16 protein-coding genes are annotated in these 17,026 nt (G+C 65.3%); 7 read left to right on the top strand and 9 right to left on the bottom strand.

Annotated features, from left to right (window positions below; all coding sequences use genetic code 11):
- Positions 1-167: 167 nt before the first annotated feature.
- The 4 genes from galE to BM190_RS13625 all read right to left on the bottom strand — a co-directional run bounded on the left by galE (position 168) and on the right by BM190_RS13625 (position 5,437).
- The gene (galE, locus tag BM190_RS13640; protein ID WP_092255363.1) at positions 168-1,160 is read right to left on the bottom strand and encodes a UDP-glucose 4-epimerase GalE; all 993 of its coding nucleotides are present in this window, start codon (positions 1,158-1,160) and stop codon (positions 168-170) included.
- 19 nt (positions 1,161-1,179) lie between these two features.
- Positions 1,180-1,983 (bottom strand): WecB/TagA/CpsF family glycosyltransferase, encoded by an 804-nt coding sequence (locus BM190_RS13635; protein ID WP_092255360.1) that lies wholly within the window; start codon positions 1,981-1,983, stop codon positions 1,180-1,182.
- The gene (locus tag BM190_RS13630; protein WP_092255358.1) at positions 1,976-4,345 is read right to left on the bottom strand and encodes an exopolysaccharide transport family protein; all 2,370 of its coding nucleotides are present in this window, start codon (positions 4,343-4,345) and stop codon (positions 1,976-1,978) included. The genes BM190_RS13635 and BM190_RS13630 overlap by 8 nt, the downstream gene beginning before the upstream one ends.
- A gap of 291 nt (positions 4,346-4,636) precedes the next feature.
- Positions 4,637-5,437 (bottom strand): class I SAM-dependent methyltransferase, encoded by an 801-nt coding sequence (locus BM190_RS13625; protein WP_092255355.1) that lies wholly within the window; start codon positions 5,435-5,437, stop codon positions 4,637-4,639.
- Between the two features lie 394 nt (positions 5,438-5,831).
- On the opposite strand from BM190_RS13625, the gene BM190_RS13620 reads away from it, so the two are divergent.
- Positions 5,832-6,860, top strand: coding sequence for a glycosyltransferase family 2 protein (locus BM190_RS13620; RefSeq protein ID WP_092255352.1), 1,029 nt, complete (start codon positions 5,832-5,834; stop codon positions 6,858-6,860).
- Between the two features lie 3 nt (positions 6,861-6,863).
- Here BM190_RS13620 and BM190_RS13615 read toward each other — a convergent pair whose 3' ends face one another.
- The gene (locus tag BM190_RS13615) at positions 6,864-7,856 is read right to left on the bottom strand and encodes a glycosyltransferase (RefSeq protein ID WP_177237066.1); all 993 of its coding nucleotides are present in this window, start codon (positions 7,854-7,856) and stop codon (positions 6,864-6,866) included.
- Between the two features lie 246 nt (positions 7,857-8,102).
- Between BM190_RS13615 and BM190_RS13610 the strand changes: the two genes are divergently transcribed.
- The 3 genes from BM190_RS13610 to BM190_RS40395 all read left to right on the top strand — a co-directional run bounded on the left by BM190_RS13610 (position 8,103) and on the right by BM190_RS40395 (position 11,833).
- Positions 8,103-9,203 (top strand): glycosyltransferase, encoded by a 1,101-nt coding sequence (locus tag BM190_RS13610; RefSeq protein WP_092255349.1) that lies wholly within the window; start codon positions 8,103-8,105, stop codon positions 9,201-9,203.
- 15 nt (positions 9,204-9,218) lie between these two features.
- Positions 9,219-10,571, top strand: a complete 1,353-nt coding sequence (locus tag BM190_RS13605; protein ID WP_143109040.1) for an O-antigen ligase family protein — start codon at positions 9,219-9,221, stop codon at positions 10,569-10,571.
- A 119-nt stretch (positions 10,572-10,690) separates the two neighbouring features.
- A complete protein-coding gene (locus BM190_RS40395) occupies positions 10,691-11,833 on the top strand; it encodes a GNAT family N-acetyltransferase (RefSeq protein ID WP_177237065.1) in 1,143 nt (380 codons plus the stop codon).
- Between the two features lie 21 nt (positions 11,834-11,854).
- Here BM190_RS40395 and BM190_RS13595 read toward each other — a convergent pair whose 3' ends face one another.
- Positions 11,855-12,394, bottom strand: a complete 540-nt coding sequence (locus tag BM190_RS13595) for an RBBP9/YdeN family alpha/beta hydrolase (RefSeq protein ID WP_092255346.1) — start codon at positions 12,392-12,394, stop codon at positions 11,855-11,857.
- Between the two features lie 122 nt (positions 12,395-12,516).
- Here BM190_RS13595 and BM190_RS13590 point away from each other — a divergent pair, with 122 nt between their 5' ends.
- Entirely contained in the window at positions 12,517-12,993 is a 477-nt protein-coding gene (locus BM190_RS13590; protein WP_018321535.1) for an Lrp/AsnC family transcriptional regulator, read from the top strand.
- Between the two features lie 60 nt (positions 12,994-13,053).
- Here the strand turns inward: BM190_RS13590 and wrbA are convergent, their stop codons facing one another.
- The 3 genes from wrbA to BM190_RS13575 all read right to left on the bottom strand — a co-directional run bounded on the left by wrbA (position 13,054) and on the right by BM190_RS13575 (position 15,225).
- Positions 13,054-13,653 carry an NAD(P)H:quinone oxidoreductase gene (gene wrbA, locus BM190_RS13585; protein ID WP_018321536.1) on the bottom strand — a complete coding sequence of 200 codons (600 nt, stop codon included), beginning with the start codon at positions 13,651-13,653 and terminating at the stop codon, positions 13,054-13,056.
- Positions 13,654-13,737: 84 nt separating this feature from the next.
- Positions 13,738-14,436 carry a pirin family protein gene (locus BM190_RS13580; RefSeq protein ID WP_092255343.1) on the bottom strand — a complete coding sequence of 233 codons (699 nt, stop codon included), beginning with the start codon at positions 14,434-14,436 and terminating at the stop codon, positions 13,738-13,740.
- A 36-nt stretch (positions 14,437-14,472) separates the two neighbouring features.
- A complete protein-coding gene (locus tag BM190_RS13575; protein ID WP_092255340.1) occupies positions 14,473-15,225 on the bottom strand; it encodes an SDR family NAD(P)-dependent oxidoreductase in 753 nt (250 codons plus the stop codon).
- A gap of 116 nt (positions 15,226-15,341) precedes the next feature.
- On the opposite strand from BM190_RS13575, the gene BM190_RS13570 reads away from it, so the two are divergent.
- Both BM190_RS13570 and BM190_RS13565 read left to right on the top strand, forming a co-directional pair.
- Positions 15,342-16,277, top strand: coding sequence for a LysR family transcriptional regulator (locus tag BM190_RS13570; RefSeq protein WP_092255337.1), 936 nt, complete (start codon positions 15,342-15,344; stop codon positions 16,275-16,277).
- A 131-nt stretch (positions 16,278-16,408) separates the two neighbouring features.
- On the top strand, positions 16,409-16,930 hold the full coding sequence (locus tag BM190_RS13565; protein WP_177237064.1) for an REP-associated tyrosine transposase: 522 nt from the start codon (positions 16,409-16,411) through the stop codon (positions 16,928-16,930).
- Positions 16,931-17,026: the final 96 nt, after the last annotated feature.

Here is a 17,026-nt window from a genome sequence, read left to right as displayed (position 1 = left end):
ATCCGCGACCGATGACAGGCTTTCGCGCCGAAATGATCGTGACCTGACGCTCGGAAAAATCGGCTCGCTCAATCGGCCGAGCATGCATGCCGGCATCGTCGCCGGCAGCGAAGGCCCAGTCTAGCCGTTCACGCCTTCGCCGAGCAAGGCGCGAGCGCCCCGATTGCCTAACGCGGTCTGAACGGATGCGCCTTCTGGTGCCAGGCCCAGGCGGTGCGGATGACCGTCGCCAGGTCGGAATGGCCAGGCACGAAGTTCAGCACCTTTCGCGCAGCGGAGGGGTCTGCGACCAGATAAGTCGGATCGCCGGCGCGGCGCGGCTTGACGGTGTGCGGCACCTCGCGGCCGGTCTCCTGCCTGATCGCGTTCAGGATCTCGCGCACGGAAAAGCCGGAGCCGGTGCCGAGATTGAAGCTGCCGCCGGCATGCCCCTCTTCCAGCAGCTTCAGGGCCGCGACATGCGCCGCGGCGAGGTCGGTGACGTGGATGTAGTCGCGGATCGCGGTTCCGTCGGGCGTGTCGTAGTCGTCGCCGAACACCGCGAAGTCGACATGGCCCTGCAGCGCCATCATGGCGCGGGGAATGAGGTGGGTTTCATTGTCGCGCAGCTCGCCGATGCCGCCGGCCGGATCGGCGCCGCTGGCGTTGAAATAGCGCAGGCAGAACGCGCCGAAGCCATAGGCCGAGCGATAATCGGCGAGCATCCGCTCGATCATCAATTTCGATGCGCCATAGGGATTGATCGGCATGCAGGGAAAGTCTTCCGGCAGCTCCTTGGAATCGGCATTGCCGTAGACGGCGCCGGTCGAGGAGAACACGATGCGATGGCAGCCTGCGTTGCGCATCGCCTGCAACAGCGACAGCGTGCCCTGAACGTTGTTGATGTAGTATTTCTGCGGATCGGTCATGGACTCTCCGACCAGGCTCGCTGCCGCGAAATGCATCACCGCCGTGATTTTGTGGTCGGCGAAGGCGCGTGCCAGCGCCGTGCCGTCGAGCAGATCGCCCGTCACCAGGGGGCCGGCAACGAAGCTGCGATGACCTGTCGAGAGATTGTCATAAACGACGGGCTGGTAGCCGGCGGCGGTCAATGCGCGGCAGGCATGCGAGCCAATATAGCCCGCGCCCCCGGTGACGAGGACGGTCGGTCGGTCGGTCATATCGTCTTCTGCTCTTCTCTTAGCGGAGGGGCCGGTTGCGGCTGAAGAGAAGATAGAGCGCGCGGGGGTTGGTGGTCAAATAGCGCCAGAACAGGCGACGCGGCTCGAGCAAGGTGCGCCAGGCCCATTCGAGTCCGATCTTCTGCATCCATTGCGGCGCGCGGGAACGGCTGCCCGACAAAAAGTTAAACAGGCCGCCTGATGTCTTGATAACGCCAACATTGGTCAGGTACGGCGTGAATTCCTCCACGAATGCCTGCTCGTTGGGCACGCCGAGCGCGACCCACAGATAGTCCGGCGCAAGCGCGTTGATCTCCTCGACCTTGGCGCGCAGCGCCTCGCCTCGCAGATAGCCGTGGCTGCGTCCGATGATCTTGAGGTTCGGATACATCTTCTGGACGTTCTCGACCGCCACGATGTTTTCGGCCTCGCTGGCGCCGAACATGTAGAAAGTGCGGCCGACCGCTTCCGCCTTGCGCGCGACGACGTGGAACAGGTCCGTGGTCGCGACGCGCTCGGGCAGGGGAAACCAGGATTGCAGCCTTGAAGCCGCCACCAGCGGCTGGCCGTCGGCGTTGATTAGGTCGGCGGCGCGGAACAGGCGCTCGGTCTGCGGTTCCGTCGAGCAGCGCGCCAGCACCTCGCCATTGGCCGAGGTCAGGAACAACGGACGGCCGATGCGATTGTCGGGATCGGTCGCTTCGATCATGAAATCGGCGGTCGCTTCCAGATCGATCGCGGCCATGCGGAGCCCGCCGACGGTGATTCGCGGCACGTCGGCCGTTGCTGCCCGTCCGTCGAGGTTGACGCGACGCTCAAGCATATTGTCTGCCTCGCTGGCGCGTTTGGATTGCAGGGGTGAGCTCGTCCAGCACGACGCCGACGAGCTTGCGCTCAGCGCGGCCCAGCGCGGTCAGGATCTCTTCCAGGCTGTCGTTGATGTCGAGGCTGGTCGGCAGCACCGCCACCAGCGCGTCGGTGTCGTCCAGCAGCTTTCGGCCGCCGGCAAGAAGCGGCATCACGGGGCCGTCGAGGATCACGAGGTCATAGCCGCCCGCGGCGCGCGCCTGCGCAATCGCCTTGCGGATCGCATCGGTGGCCTTGCCGGCGTCGCCCTCGCCGGCCGGCAGCACCGAAATGCCGTTGACCGTCCTGATCTCGCGTGCGGCCTTGCTGCCGATCGAGAGCCAGCCGAGCCTGCTCGGTTCGTTCCTGCCGGGGCGGCTGACCTTGTTCGAGAGTGCGTGGGCCTGATGGTCGGCATCGATCATCAGCACGCGGGCGCCGTCGCGCGCAGCCGCAAGCGCGAAATTCAGCGCGATCACGCTGCGTCCGGTGGTGTCGCCGGCGCCGACGAGCGCGATGACCGGCATCGCCTTGTCGCCGGCGCGCCGGGCTACGGCAGTGCGCATATCGCGCCAGGCGTTGAGCAGCTTCGTCAGCGGAAAGCCGGGCCGCAATGTCGGCCAGCCCAGCCGGGTAAGGTCGACGCCGCCGCCGGTGGCGAGAATGGCTCCGAGCGTGTGGATGACGTCGGCCTCCTGGAGGCGCGCGATCAGCGGCTTTTCGATCAGGGGCTTTTCGACCATCGCAGGCTGCAGCGATGGCGCGGCAAGTTCTGGCAGGGCCTGCGCCACTTCCTGAGGTCGCGAGACCTGAGGAGATTGCGGAGCTGCCGGAGCCGGCAATACCTCGGGAGCGCGCGTTCTCTCCGGCGCCGGCTCGCGCTCACGGCGGACTGGCGCAGGCGCCGGTGCGCCGACGAGCAGGAGTTCGACCGCGGCGAACCAGCTTGACGCCGCGAGCGCGCCGAAGATGAAGCCGATCATGGCGAACAGGCTCATCGCGGGCGGGAACGAGCGCCGCTGCGGCACCGTCGCTTCGCCGATGACGCGGGCCGCCGAAGTGTTCAGCGTCTCCTGCTCTTCGGTCTCGCGCGAGCGCTTGAGGAAGGATTGATAGACGTCGCGGCTGGCATCGGCCTCGCGCTCGAGCTCGCGCAGGCGGACGGCGGCCTGGCTGAGCTGCACGCTCTGCCGCTTCTGCGCCTCCATGGCCCGGTTGAGCGAGGCCTCATAGTCGCGGGCGCGCGTCAGATCGTTCTTGGCCGACTGGGCGAAGCGATCGATCTCCTCGCTGATGGTGCGCTTGAGATCCTCGACCTGCTTCTCGGTCTGGCGCAGTGCCGGATGGCGCGGCCCGAGCTCGCCGGCCTGCTCAGCATATTTCTTGCGTGCATCGGCATATTGCGCGCGCAGGTTCGCGATCGTCGGCGATTGCAGCGCCTCCGGGATCGCGCCGGCGTCGGCCGCGGTACGGCGGCTCGCCTCGATCTGGTCGAGCCGCGCCTGGGCATCCATCGTCGCCGCGCGGGCCGCGGAAAGCCGCTGGTTGCTGGCGGAAAGCTGCTGATCGCTGATCAGCGCATCCTGGGTGCCGACGAAATTGTTCTGGGCCTTGTAGGTGGCGAGCGCGGTCTCGGCGTTGCGCAGCCGCTCGCGCAGCTCCTTGAGGCGGCCGGAGAGATCGTTGGTGGCGCGCCGTGCGGCCGAAGCCTGCGAGTTGCGGGACTCGGCGAGATAGGCATTGGTCAGCGTGTTGGCGAGCGTCGCCGCCTTCGCCGGATCCGTCGACCAGACCTCGATGTCGACGATGAAGCTCTTTTCGGTCTTGCGGATCGTGATGTGCCTGTTCAGCGCCTCGAGCGCCGCAAGCTGCACCTCCTTGTTGTCCGCAGCGGAGGGAGCGCGGGGCTGCAGACCGATCAGGCCGAGCAGCGACGACATCAGGCTCTGGCCGTCGCTGCCGCCGCCGAATTCCGGGTCCTTGTCGAGACCCGTCTGCTGGATCACCTTGAGCAGTACGCTGTTGGAGGTGATCAGCCGCGCCTGGCTCTCCACCACCATGGCCATGCCGGAGACGTCCTGCGCGCGCGGCGTGAGCTCGCGATCGACGAGCTGAAGCTCGCGCGGATCGACATAGAGCTGGGCGGTGGCGGTGTAGCGGGGCGTCAAGCTCTTGCCCACGGTAACGGCGAGCGTTGCACCGAGCAGGGCAGCCGCGGTAATCGCGATCTTGCGTCGCCAGAGCAAATTGGCGAGCTCCAGCACGTTGAAGCCGGCCTGGGGCCTCTGTTGCGGCGACTCCGGTCTGGCCCGATCTATCGGCTGGTTATAGTCAAGCATGATCCCCAGCTTTCATTCCAAATGCCGCAGGCTGAGGGGCTACTCTTCGCTCTACGCCATGCACCCGGGATATAGGTGCCCAATCAACGCAACAGGGAAAATTAACCATACTCATTGAGGGACTATTCACCGAAATGGCAAACAAAGCGTTTAAGCGCATGCCACTCCGCAGTGCGTCCTCGTGACGCCAGCGATGCCGGGGCTCCCTGGAGATTAACGGTTCGTTACCGCGCGCGGCATGGCTGCGAAGCTCCGCCTGTTCTGCAATGGGCCGCGCGCGCGCCATGATCGTCAGCTCTTCCGCAGGATGACGTGATAGTCGCCGCGACGGACGTCGGTCCCGCGCGAAAGCATGGTATTCAGCACGGCGGCGCCGGCGTCCACGAGCGCCGCGAACAGCGGCTTGCTCCGGCGCATCTCGGGATAGCGCGGACTCTCGACCTCGCGGCGGTAGATCATCTCAAGGCCGTTGGCGGCCGCGAAGGCTTCGAGCCGGGGCAGCGTCACCAGCGGATGGAAGAAGGTCGGGAACGGCGGCTCGCCGGGCATGCCGGCATCCTTGATGCCGCGGATGTGCCGGTAGAACCAGACGTGAAACCAGTGCGGCGAATATTTGGTGACGACGCCGGAGAGCGAGCGGGGATTGGGCGCGCCGATCAAGATCATGCCGCCGCGCTTGAGCGCATCGCGGAAATTCAGGAGCGCGGCGTCGACGTGGGGCAGATGCTCGATCACGTTGTAGCAGATCACGAGATCGAAGGTCTCGCGCTCGAAGCGGTAGGTCTGCACGTCGCCGAGGATAGCCTCGTCCGCGTAGGTGTTGTTGCGGACCTGGTCCTCGTCGATGTCGACGACGGTGACCTTGCTGCGTCCAGGCAATTCCGGCGGCAGGACGCTGCACGAGCCGCCGCCGGCTTCATAGATGGCGAGCTGGCCTTGCGGCAGTTCGCGCCGCAGCACGTCGTGAACGGCGAGCAGGCTGTCGCGCGCTTCGCCCGGGACGAGATCGTGAAGCGCCTGGACGGGTGCCGCGGCCGCGGGGATCCGGATCGCCGTGGCTGTCGCAAAATCGATCGTGGCTGGCTTGTTCATATTTTCTGACCGCGCTTGTTCTATTCAAATTTACAGGAAAAATATCGCGAGCCCGAAGAGCAAATCTGATGCCGCGCCGTCTCACCGGTCGCAGTGCTTACGGTCGGGTTAATGCGCATGCGCATTAACTACGGCATTGTTCATGTTGGGTCTTGATCGACGCGTGGACCGCGAATTGCAGTACCACGTGCGCATGATTTCGCGGGAGAAACAGGCGAAAGCGGTTAAACGCATGATGTTGTCTTGGGACGGTCGGGAGACTGGCGTGAGGCGCAGGCACGCGCCATCAACAGGCCGTTCGTTTTGGGACGCATCTGTCCCGCGACGATGTGCCGTCGCGGGACGTACGAATGAAGCAGGGCTTTTTCAATATATCTCGGACATCTAGAACGGCATGACATTGATCCCGACAGACCTGTCTGCCACGCGTATCGCGGATGCCGTGCGCGATCCCAACCGGGAGATCGTGGCGAGCTCCGCGGTCATCGACCTGTCGGTCGGTATCGTCGTCTGCATTCCCTGCTTCCGCCGTCCGCAGCATCTGCGGTTGACGCTGGAGTCGCTGGCGAACCAGCGGACCCCGCGTTCATTTGCCGTCGTCATGGTCGAGAACGATGCCGCGCAGCGCGAGAGCGCGCCGGTTGCCGCGGAGTTTCTGGCCGCCGGCAGGCTGCAGGGCGTCTGCCTCGTCGAGAAGCGGCAGGGCAATTGCCAGGCGATCAATGCTGCGTTCGAGACGGCGCAGGCACTGTTTCCTGCCGCAACCCGCTTCCTGATGATCGACGACGACGAGATCGCGTCAAGCGACTGGCTCGAACTGATGGTCCGCACCGCGGAGGCGACCGGCGCCGACGTGGTCGGCGGGCCGGTGCTGCCGGTGTTCGACGACGACAGCAAGCCGTGGCTGTCGCGTCATCCCGCCTTCTGTCCCGCCTACGACTATTCCGGCGCGGTGCCGCTGATCTATGGCTGCGGCAATTGTCTGATCACGCGCGCGGCCTTCGAGCGGTTCGACCGTCCCGCCTTCGACCTGCGCTTCAATTTCCTCGGCGGCGGCGATTGCGATTTCTTCGTGCGGTGCCGTGATGCCGGCATGATCTTCCACTGGACGGCGGAGGCCGTCATCACCGAGACCGTGCCGCAAAGCCGCACCAGCCTCGGCTGGATCGCCAAGCGTGGCCTGCGCATCGGCGCGATCAATTATCGCGTGCAGTACAAGGCCGCGCAGAGCGCGGCGGCGCGGGCGCGGGTGTTCGTACAGATGCTCGGACGGTTGCCGCTCTCGCTGGTTCGGTCCGCAGGTCTGCTGACGTCGTCGAAGGCCGTCGTCGCGATGCACCCCGTGATGGTCGCGTTCGGCTCGATGCTCGCCGCGTTCGGGATCGAGCCGAAGCCCTACGAGGCCTCGAAGATCGTGTCGTGACGATCAGATGCCGAAGCGGGCGAGGGCAGTCCTGGCCGCGGCGCGCGGCAACGCCTTGAGCGAGCGGCGGCCGACCATTCCAAGATAGCCAAAAGCCTGGCGATATCGGCCGAAACGGACCGCCTGCATCGCCGAGTAGGTGATGAGATGAAGTTCGGCGGCGAGGCGCAGTCCGGCCGCCGTGCCCTCGGGCAGACGTGCCAGGATCAGCCCGTCGTCGAATACCCGCGCGATGGCAGGGAAGAAATCCTTGGGCGTCCGCACCGCGGCGTTCATGGTGTTGGCGGTGTGCAGGCGATAATCGAGCAGCAGTTTTGGCGCGAATTCGAACTCGCCGATCGCCGCCAAGCGGCACCAGCAATGCCAGTCCTCGCAATATCTCAAGGACGTATCAAAGCCGCCGATGGCCCGGAAAGCTTCCGCGCGCGCGAGCGCGATGCCGCCATTGACGATGAAATTGCCGGCGGCGAGCCGCGTCAGCACGTCGCCGGACGGCTTCCGGCGCCCCTTCAGCAGGCCGCGCCGGCCGATCTGATGTCCTTCGCTGTCGATCGTGTTGTAATCGCCATAGACGAGCACCGCCCGCGGAGCCGCGCGTACCGCCTCCAGCAGCGCCGCCACTGCGCCAGAGCGAAGGCGGTCATCGGCATCGAGGAAGAGCAGCCAGTCGCCGCGGGCATATCGCGCACCGAGATTGCGCGCTGCCGACACACCGGCGGAATCATTCGTGATCAGGTGCAGCCGCGGATCGCGAATGCCGCGGACGATGGCGGCGGTGTTGTCGGTCGAGCCGTCGTCCACGACGATGACTTCGCCCACCTCGCCCTGCGCCAGTGCGCTGGTGAGGGTTTCGCCGACATAGGCCGCAACGTTCTTGGCGGGAATGACGACGGACACCGACCAGGTCGAGCTCGACGGCAGCGGCTGGCGTGCCGCCGGAACGACGCGTCTGGTGGCCGGCAAATCGAGGACGTCTTCGGCGGTGATCTGAGCCACGGCTCGCCTTTAAGAGTCTGTTAACCAGGACGCGTGCGCTGAATGGATGATGCGATCGATCGCAACGTGGGCAGGCCCCGCGAATGATACTCGCATTACAGCCAGATCGTTGCCGTGAAGCCGTGTGTGGCGCTGGTTTCGTCAATTAGCGTTAAGCCGCTGGCATTAAGCCTGTGGCAAATTTGGAAGAGTGCGACCGCCGGTCCCATGCGAGAATGCGCATCCGGCTGCCGCGGATGGAATCCAGTGCCCGCAAAGACATTCGAACACGACCCAGATGCGATGATCCTCAACCTCTTCTATGAGGACAAGGACGATCGCTGGTTTCCCGGCGACCGGCATCTGCGACGCATGGCGCGCCGGTTGCTGCTCGGCGAGCCGCGCATGAGCGGTCAGCTTCGCGTGTTCCTCAATCTCTGTGCGGGGCTCGATCGGCTCGGCATCCGCTACCGCGTCAACGATTACGGCTACATCGCGCGGCATCCCGACGAGCTCGCCTGCATCGTCGGCCGCACCTTCCTGCTCGACAAATTCGCGTGGAAGAATCCGATCCTGCTCGGCGTCGCCGCCCATAATCATCCGCTGGACGACCTCGATCTGTTCAAGCGCCTGCCGGTGAAGAAGGTCGTGGTGCCCGGGCCCTGGTACGTCGACATGTACCGGCCGTATTGGCCCGAGACGGAGGCCTGGCCGGTCGGTATCGATACCGATCTCTGGGTGCCGTCGCACGCCTCGCAGAAGGCGGTCGACGTGCTGATCTACGACAAGGTCCACTGGGACCGCGAGCGCTATGCGCCGGAGTTGATCGAACCCGTCCGCGCCCGTCTGCGAAAAGAGGGCCGCTCGTTCACGGAGCTGCGTTATGGCAGCTACAAGGAAGAAGATTATCAGGCGGCGCTGGCGGCCTCGCGCGCGATGATCTTCCTGTGTCAGAACGAGAGCCAGGGCATCGCCTATCAGCAGGCCTTGTCTTGCGGCGTGCCGGTATTCGCCTGGGATCCGGGCGGCCCGTGGCGAGACCCCGATTACTATCCGCACCGCGTGCAGTTCGCGCCCGTGTCGTCGGTGCCGTATTGGGATGAGCGCTGCGGGGCCAAATTCGTCGACGTCGCGGGATTCGAGGCGGGGTGGGACAATTTCTGGGAAGGGTGTGCCGCGGGCGCGTTCGATCCGCGCGGCTATATCCTGGACAGTCTCACGCTGGAGCAACGGGCGCTGCAATATTACGAGATTGCGCGGAGCATCGTGCGGCAGCCGGTGGCGCAGACTTCCGAAAGGCCTGGTGACGGACGCTCAATGGGCTTGAGCCAGGACCTCGAACTTCACCGGCGTCACCAAGTGTCTTGAGCCGTGGACCGCAGTATGGACCGCAGCGCCGCCGACATGACTGACCTCGAGGCCCGATCGTTGGGCCGCGTCCTGCGCGACGGCCTGGCGGAGCTCAATGCCGTGCAGGCGGCGCGCTGCCTCGTCGCCGTCGCCTCGCTGCTGCTGGTGCTGGTGACGCTCGATCCGTTCCCGGACCTGCGCAATCCCGATGTCACCACCGTCGTCGGCGGACGAATGGCGCTGGCCTATGTTTCCTGGGGACTGCTCGCTGCGGTCGCTGTGCTGCTCGTCGCCACCACCGATGCGCCCGCGCTGAAGACTCTGGTGACGCCGCTTCACCTCTGCCTCGTGGGCTGGCTGGTGATCAACATTGTCCTCTCTGAAAGCCGCGGCGTTTCGATCCAGCGCTTCGTGCTCGCCGCCAGCGTGACGTCGCTCGCCGTCCTGCTGCCATTGCTGCCGCCGACGCAGCGCAGCTTCAACCTGTGCCTGGGCGCTGCCGCGCTGGTGCTGCTCGCGCTCTGCTATCTCGGCGTCATCCTCGCGCCGCAATATTCGATCCACACCGGGCTTGATATTGGCGAGCCGCAGCTTGCCGGCGACTGGCGCGGCAGTTTTGGCCACAAGAACATCGCCTCACCCGTGATGACCATCCTGGTCTATGTCGGCATCTACCTGACCGCCGTCGGCTCGTTCGTGATGGGACCGGCGATCGCCGCGCTGGCCGGCATCTTCCTGATCTTCACCGGCGGCAAGACCTCGTCGGTGCTGTGCCTTGCGATCTATGCGCTCGCGTCGCTGGTCTACGTGACGCCGAGCCTGTGGCTGAAGCGGATCATCTGCTTCGTGCCGCTGATCGTGATGAACCTTTTGACGGTCGGCAGTGTCTTGAGCCCGGCGCTGGGAGCGATGACGCGGCTGCTTCCCCTTGATCCGACCTTCACCGGCCGATCCGCGATCTGGGAGTTCGCGCTCGCGGCCGTCGCCGAGAAGCCGGTCATCGGTCACGGCTATGCGGCCTTCTGGGATGATGTCACGGCGCGGCAGACCGCCCAGGGCGCCGAATGGGCGACGTCGGCGGCGCACAGTCACAACAGCTATCTCGACCTCGCGGTCACCATCGGTCTGCCGGGGCTGCTGCTCGTGATTCTCGTGTTCGTGCTCGCCCCCCTCCGTAATTTCCAGTCAGCCCAGACACACAACCGCAGTGGCGCACTGGCAAAGCTGTTCCTGACCGTATGGCTGTTCGGCCTGTATTACGGCGCGACCGAGACCTTCCTGCTCGAACGGCAGAATCCGATCTGGTTCATGTTCGCGCTCGCGGTGGCCGGCCTGCATTTCCTCGCCAGGTTCCAATGCGTCGAGCAGATGGAACCGGAGCGCTGACAGCTTGTCGCAGTCGGGGCGATGGTGGCATCGGCTTAACGATTAAGCGGCTAGGTCTCTTGTGGTGCGCGACAAAACATAATCTATCTCGAAACATTCAATAATCGTATGCCCCGCAGATGACGTTCCTCAGCGTCGAGCAACCAGATGGCCTCGTGTCCAGCACGTCGAACATCGCTGTCGATTTCCTGCGTGACTGGCGGCAGGCCGCGTCGCGCCTGAGCGCCGGGCATCGCACCGCATTCCAGCATGGTTACTGGCTCGATGCATGGTATGAGGCGTTTCACGATTTTGCGCCGCTGATCGCGATGATCTCGGATGCCGCCACCGGCAAGGACATCGCGATGGTGCCGATGATCAGCCACATCAGGCGCGGCATCCGCATCGTCGAATTCGCCGATCTCGGCGTCTCCGACAACAACGCGCCGATCCTGGCGAGCGATGCCGCGTTGGACGCGGCGGCGGCGCATGCGATCAGCGGGGCGCTGGTGGAGGCGTTGCGCGGCTTGCCGGACCGCTTCGACCTGCTCCGCCTGAAGAAGATGCCGGCCCATGTCGGTGGCAAGCCGAATCCGCTGGTGGCGTTCGGGCGGATCGGATCCTCATCGCTGAACGGCAATGTCGTGCTGATGGGCGACGACTATGAGAACTATCAAGCCTCGATCAAGCGCATGCAGATGCCGCGCTGCTGGCGCGTCTTCAGCCGTCACCAAGGCGCGCGGTTCGAGATCGCCGCGGACGTTGCGCGCGCGCATGAGCTGCTGGACGTGATGGATGTGCAGCAGCAGGCGCGCATGCGCCAGCTCGGCTCGCGGTTCGTCCTCAATGACGACGCCCATGCGCAGTTCTACCGCGAGGTTGCCCGCCAGGGCGTCGCGGAAGGCTATGCCGTCGTTGCGGCACTGGTCTGCGATGAAGCTGTCATCGGCACGTCATTCGGCATCAGGCAGGGCGCGACTTATTACCTGCTGCGCATCAGCCACGGCGGCGACTCATGGTCGAGCTGCTCGCCGGGCCTGCTCGTCGCCGAGCGCACCATGGCCGCGATGCATGCGAAAGGCGTACGCCGTTTCGACCTCAGCATCGGCAATCAGGATTACAAGCGGCGCTTCGGCGCCGAGCGGGTGCCGCTGACCGACGTCAGCGTCGCGCTGACCTGGCGCGGCGCTCCTTTCGCATGGCGCGACCACGCCGCGCAGGGCCTGCGCCGCTATCCCGCGGCCGCCGCCCTCGCGGCGCGGGCGATACGCAAGATGCGCTGACACAGGCTGTCTGCTCGCCCGTCATCTCGGAAGGCCCGCGCAGAAGGCATCCAGCAATGCGCGACCCTGCGACCAGTCGCCGAGCCCGCTCGACCCATTGATGTGGCCGAGTGCGCCCGGCACGATCAGGCCGGACTGCCAGGCGCGTGCGCGTCGCTGTGTCACCTCGAGGCTGCCGTAGGGATCGTTAGTGCTGGCGACGATGAGCGAAGGGAAGCGCAGCGCGCGGTCGGGGACCGGCTTGAACGCGGCGGCCTCGCCGGGAAAGCTGGTGCCGTCAGGATCGGGCACCGCTACCAGAAACGCACCAGCGATCGCGGATGGGAAGCGGGCGGCCCAGTGCGCCACCAGCAGGCAGGCGAGGCTGTGGGCCACCAGCACCGGCGGCTTCGCGCAGCGCCTGACCGCTCGCTCCAGTGATTGCTCCCAGTCGTCGAGCTCGGGCTGGTCCCAGCTCGTCGGCTGAAATCGTCCGAAGCACGCATCACTGCGCTCCCAGAGCGTCTGCCAATGGGTTTCGCCGGAGCCGCCGAGGCCGGGCAAGGTGATGATGTCGTGCATGATCGTCCCGTGATATCTGAGATGGAGGCGCAGTGTGGCCGGTCACGGTGCTGCGTGACATGGCAAGTCATCGGCCGAATCGATCATCTGCCGATGATCTCAAGGCGGAATGGAGAATTTTCTTGGATCGTTTCGGAAGCATCGACGCCAAGGATCTGAAGATCCTGGAGGCGCTGCAGGCCAATGCGCGCGTGCCGTTGTCCGAGCTTGGCCGTTCCGTCGGCCTGTCCCAACCGGCGGTCTCCGAGCGCGTCAAGCGGCTTGAGGAAGCCGGCATCATCGAAGGCTACGGGGCCCGGATCAACCCGCGCGCGCTCGGGCTCGGCCTGATGGCGCTGGTGCGCCTGCGCACGTCGCATGAGCACATCAAGACCTGCCTGAAGAGATTCAGCGAGATTCCATACATCATCGAGGTCCATCGCGTGACCGGCGATGACTGCTTCGTGCTGAAGGTGCTGGTTCCGGCGCCGGAAGACCTGGAGACGATCGTGGATCGCATTGCCGGTTTCGGCACTGTGACGACCTCGCTGGTGCTGCGGAGCGAACCGGCGCGGCCGATCGGCCGCGAGCTCGTCAGGAAGAAGACCGAGCGGAGCTGAGGCGGCATTCCCGAAAGAGAATGCCGCCCGTCGCGTCAGCCGTGTGGCTAGCCATGGAGCTTAGCCATGGAGCTTCTTGGCGGTCTCCGCGATCTGGCGGCCCTGATAGCGCGCGCCGGCGAGCTCGTTGGCGCTGGGCTGGCGGCTGCCGTCGCCGCCGGTGATCGTGGTGGCGCCGTAGGGCGCGCCGCCCGTGACTTCGTCGAGCTTCATCTGGCCGGCGAAGCCGTAGTTCATGCCGACCACGACCATGCCGAAATGCAGGAGGTTGGTGATGATCGAGAACAGCGTCGTCTCCTGGCCGCCATGCTGGGTCGCAGTCGACGTGAAGGCGCCGCCGACCTTGCCGTGCAGTGCGCCCTTGGCCCAGAGCCCGCCGGCCTGATCGAGGAAGTTCGCCATCTGCGAGGCCATGCGGCCGAAGCGGGTGCCGGTGCCGACGATGATTGCGTCGTAGCTGGCGAGATCCTCAATCTTGGCGATGGGGGCGGCCTGATCGACCTTGTAATAGGAGGCTTTGGCGACCTCGGCCGGCACCAGCTCCGGTACGCGCTTGACGTCGACGGTGGCGCCGGCCTCGCGCGCGCCCTCGGCGACGGCGTTGGCCATCGCCTCGATATGGCCATAGGCGGAATAATAGAGGACGAGAACTTTGGTCATGGTGGTCTCCGTTGGGGGATGAGTTTGAATGGTTGTTTGAGCCGTGGATGGCCGGGACAAGCCCGGCCATGACGGAGAGAGTCGTCAGGCCGCGTCGACGAGCACGAGCTCGGTGTCCTCGAGCGCGGTGATCTTCAGCCGGTCCTCGTCGCGGATCGCGGCGCCGTCGCGGGCGTTGACGCGCACGCCGTTGATCTCGACTGAACCTGCCGCAGGCACCAGGTAGAGATGCCGCGCCTTCTCTGGTGCGTACTCCGCGCTCTCGCCGGCCTTGAGCGTGGTGACGAGCACCCGCGCATCGGCGCGGATCGGCAGCGCATCCGTGTCACCTTCGATCCCGCTCGCAATGGTGACGAGCTTGCCGGAGCGATTCGCTTTCGGAAACGGCTTCGAACCCCAGGTCGGCTGTCCGCCGCGCGTCGTCGGCTCGATCCAGATCTGGAAGATCCGCGTTTGGGTCGGCTCCAGATTGTACTCGGAGTGGCGGATGCCGCTGCCGGCGCTCATCACCTGCACGTCGCCCGCTTCAGTGCGGCCCTCGTTGCCGAGGCTGTCCTGATGGGTGATCGCGCCCTCGCGCACATAGGTGATGATCTCCATGTTGGCGTGGGGATGGGCGGGAAAGCCGGTGTTGGGCGCGATCTCGTCGTCGTTCCACACCCGCAATGCGCCGTGACCCATGTTGTTCGGGTCGTAATGGCCAGCGAAGGAGAAGTGATGCTTGGCCTTGAGCCAGCCGTGGTCGGCGCTGCCGAGCTTGTTGAAAGGTCTGAGTTCGATCATCTGCGTAATTCCTTGTGTGGGTGGTTGGCGCCTTGATCAGGCGCCGAACCCGCCGTCGACGTTGAGCACCGTGCCAGTGACGAAGGAGGCGTCCGGGCTTGCGAGGAAGACGATGCCGGCGGCGACTTCCTCGGGACGGCCGAAGCGCTGGAGCGCGTGCTGCTTGCGCTGGGTCTCGGCGAACTCGCCGCCATCCTTCGGATTCATGTCGGTGTCGATCGATCCTGGCTGCACCACGTTCACGGTGATGCCGCGCGGTCCGAGGTCGCGTGCCACGCCCTTGGTGTAGCCGACGACGGCCGCCTTGGTGGCGACGTAGTCGGCAAGGCCCGGGAACGAGGCACGGTCGGCCAGCATGGAGCCGACGGTGACGATGCGGCCGCCTTCACCCATCAGCTGCGAGGCGGCGCGGATCGCCGCGATGACGCCGTGCACGTTGACCTGATCCTGGCGGGCGAGGGCATCCGTGTCGGCATTGGCGTCGTCGATGGCACCGCCCGCGGCAACGCCGGCATTGTTGACGAGGATGTCGAGATGGCCGAATTCCCTGGCGACGTCGTTGACCAGTTGCGTGACGTCCTTGGCGGAAGCCTGGTCCGCCCTGAAAGCGCGGGCCCTGACGCCCTTGGCCTTCAACTCGGTGACGACGGCTTCCGCCTTTTCCGGCGAGGCCACGTAGCTGATGGCGACATCCGCGCCTTCGTCTGCGAGAGCGCGGGCAGAAGCCGCGCCGATGCCGCGCGAGCCGCCGGTGACGAGGGCAACCTTGCCTGAGAGCTTCTTGGTCATTGGATTTCTCCAGTCCTGAATGTCTGATGACCCCTTGGATAAGCCTCCGTCTGTGGTATAGAAATAGAAACTGTTGAAACGCATTGTTTCCATAAATACCCTATGGATGGGTCGCCATGGCAAAACTTCCCGATTTCGAGGCACTCGCGATCTTCGCAAAAGTCGTGGAATTGCGGTCGTTCGCGGGGGCCGCGAGCGAGCTGGCGATGTCGAAAGCGACTGTGTCCAAGGCGGTCACCCGCCTGGAGGAGCGGCTCGGCGCCCGGCTGTTCAACCGCACCTCGCGCCGGCTTGCGCTGACCGACGCCGGGCACAAGCTCGCCGAGCGCGCGACGCGCCTGCTGTCCGACGGTGAAGCGGCGGAGAACGAGGCGCTGGCGCAATCGGTGGCGCCGCGGGGCCTGGTGCGGCTCGCCGTGCCCATGACGTTCGGCATCAAGGCGGTGGCGCCGCTGCTGCCGGAGTTTTTCGAGGCCTATCCGGAAGTCTCGGTCGATCTGCATTTGAGCGATGCGACCGTCGACCTGATCGGCGAGGGTTTTGACATGGCGGTGCGGATCGCGCGGCTGCCGGACTCCTCGCTGCTCGCGCGGCGGCTCTTCACCATGCCGCGCTTCACCGTGGCCGCGCCGTCCTATCTGAAGAAGCACGGCCGGCCGACGCATCCGATGCACCTGGCCGAGCACAAGTGCTTCAGCTACGCCTATATGTCGACGCCCAACATCTGGCACTACACCAATTCGGCCGGCGAGCAGGCCAGCGTGCGCCCGGGTGGACAGCTCCGCGTCAACAACGGCGAAGCCGTGATGCCGGCGCTGATTGCGGGCCTCGGCATCGCCGAGCTGCCCGAATTCATCGTTGGCGAAGCGATCTCGTCGGGCGCCGTCGAAGTGATCCTGAAGGACTGGAAGCAGGCCGAAGGCGCCGTGCACCTGGTGACGCCCCCCGGCGGCCCCCGTCCCGCCCGCGTCGAAGCGCTCGGCGATTTCCTCGCGGCCAAGCTCCCGGGCACCTGCAAGCGGCGCGCGAAGAAAGGTGCGAGGGCGGGATAGACTTTGGTGGGCACGGCGCGCGCAGCGCGCCTTTGCCCACCTACGAGATCTCGCTAGTCTATCGTTCGCGCAAGCTATCGTAGGGTGGGCAAAGCGAAGCGTGCCCACGGCTTCGCCTGAGGGGATCGCAAGTGTCTCGATATCGGCGGGCACAAGGCAGCATGTTCTTCTTCACCGTCGTGCTCGCCGACCGCTCGAGCACGCTGCTCGTGGACCAAGTTGATCGCCTCAGGCGAATTTACCGAACAGTTCAGCAGCGCCGCCCGTTCGAGACGATCGCCATTTGTATCCTGCCCGACCATCTCCATGCTGTTTGGTTGCTTCCGGAGGACGATGCTGATTTTTCGTCGCGGTGGAATCTGATCAAGGGCGGCTTTTCGCGAGGCTTGGAGGGCGGGCCGCCTTCAATGAGCAAATTGAAGAAGCGCGAAAAGGGCATTTGGCAGCGTCGCTATTGGGAGCACACCATTCGCGACGACGCAGATCTGGAGCGACACGTTGATTACATCCATTTCAATCCCGTGAAACACGGGCTCGTCACGCGCGTGCGCGACTGGTCCCTCAGCAGCTTTCATCGTTACGTGGAGCAGGGCGACCTCCCCGTGGATTGGGGCGGGGACATGCGCGACATCGCCGGTCATTTCGGAGAGTGACCGTGGGCACGGCGCGCGCAGCGCGCCTTTGCCCACCCTACGGCAGCTCGCCAATCTATCGTTTGTGCAAACTATCGTAGGGTGGGCAAAGCGAAG

This window comes from Bradyrhizobium sp. Rc3b, from assembly GCF_900114915.1.
GTDB lineage: Bacteria > Pseudomonadota > Alphaproteobacteria > Rhizobiales > Xanthobacteraceae > Bradyrhizobium.
Note: the sequence above shows the minus strand (reverse complement) of the source record. Positions and strands in the feature narration are given on the sequence as shown.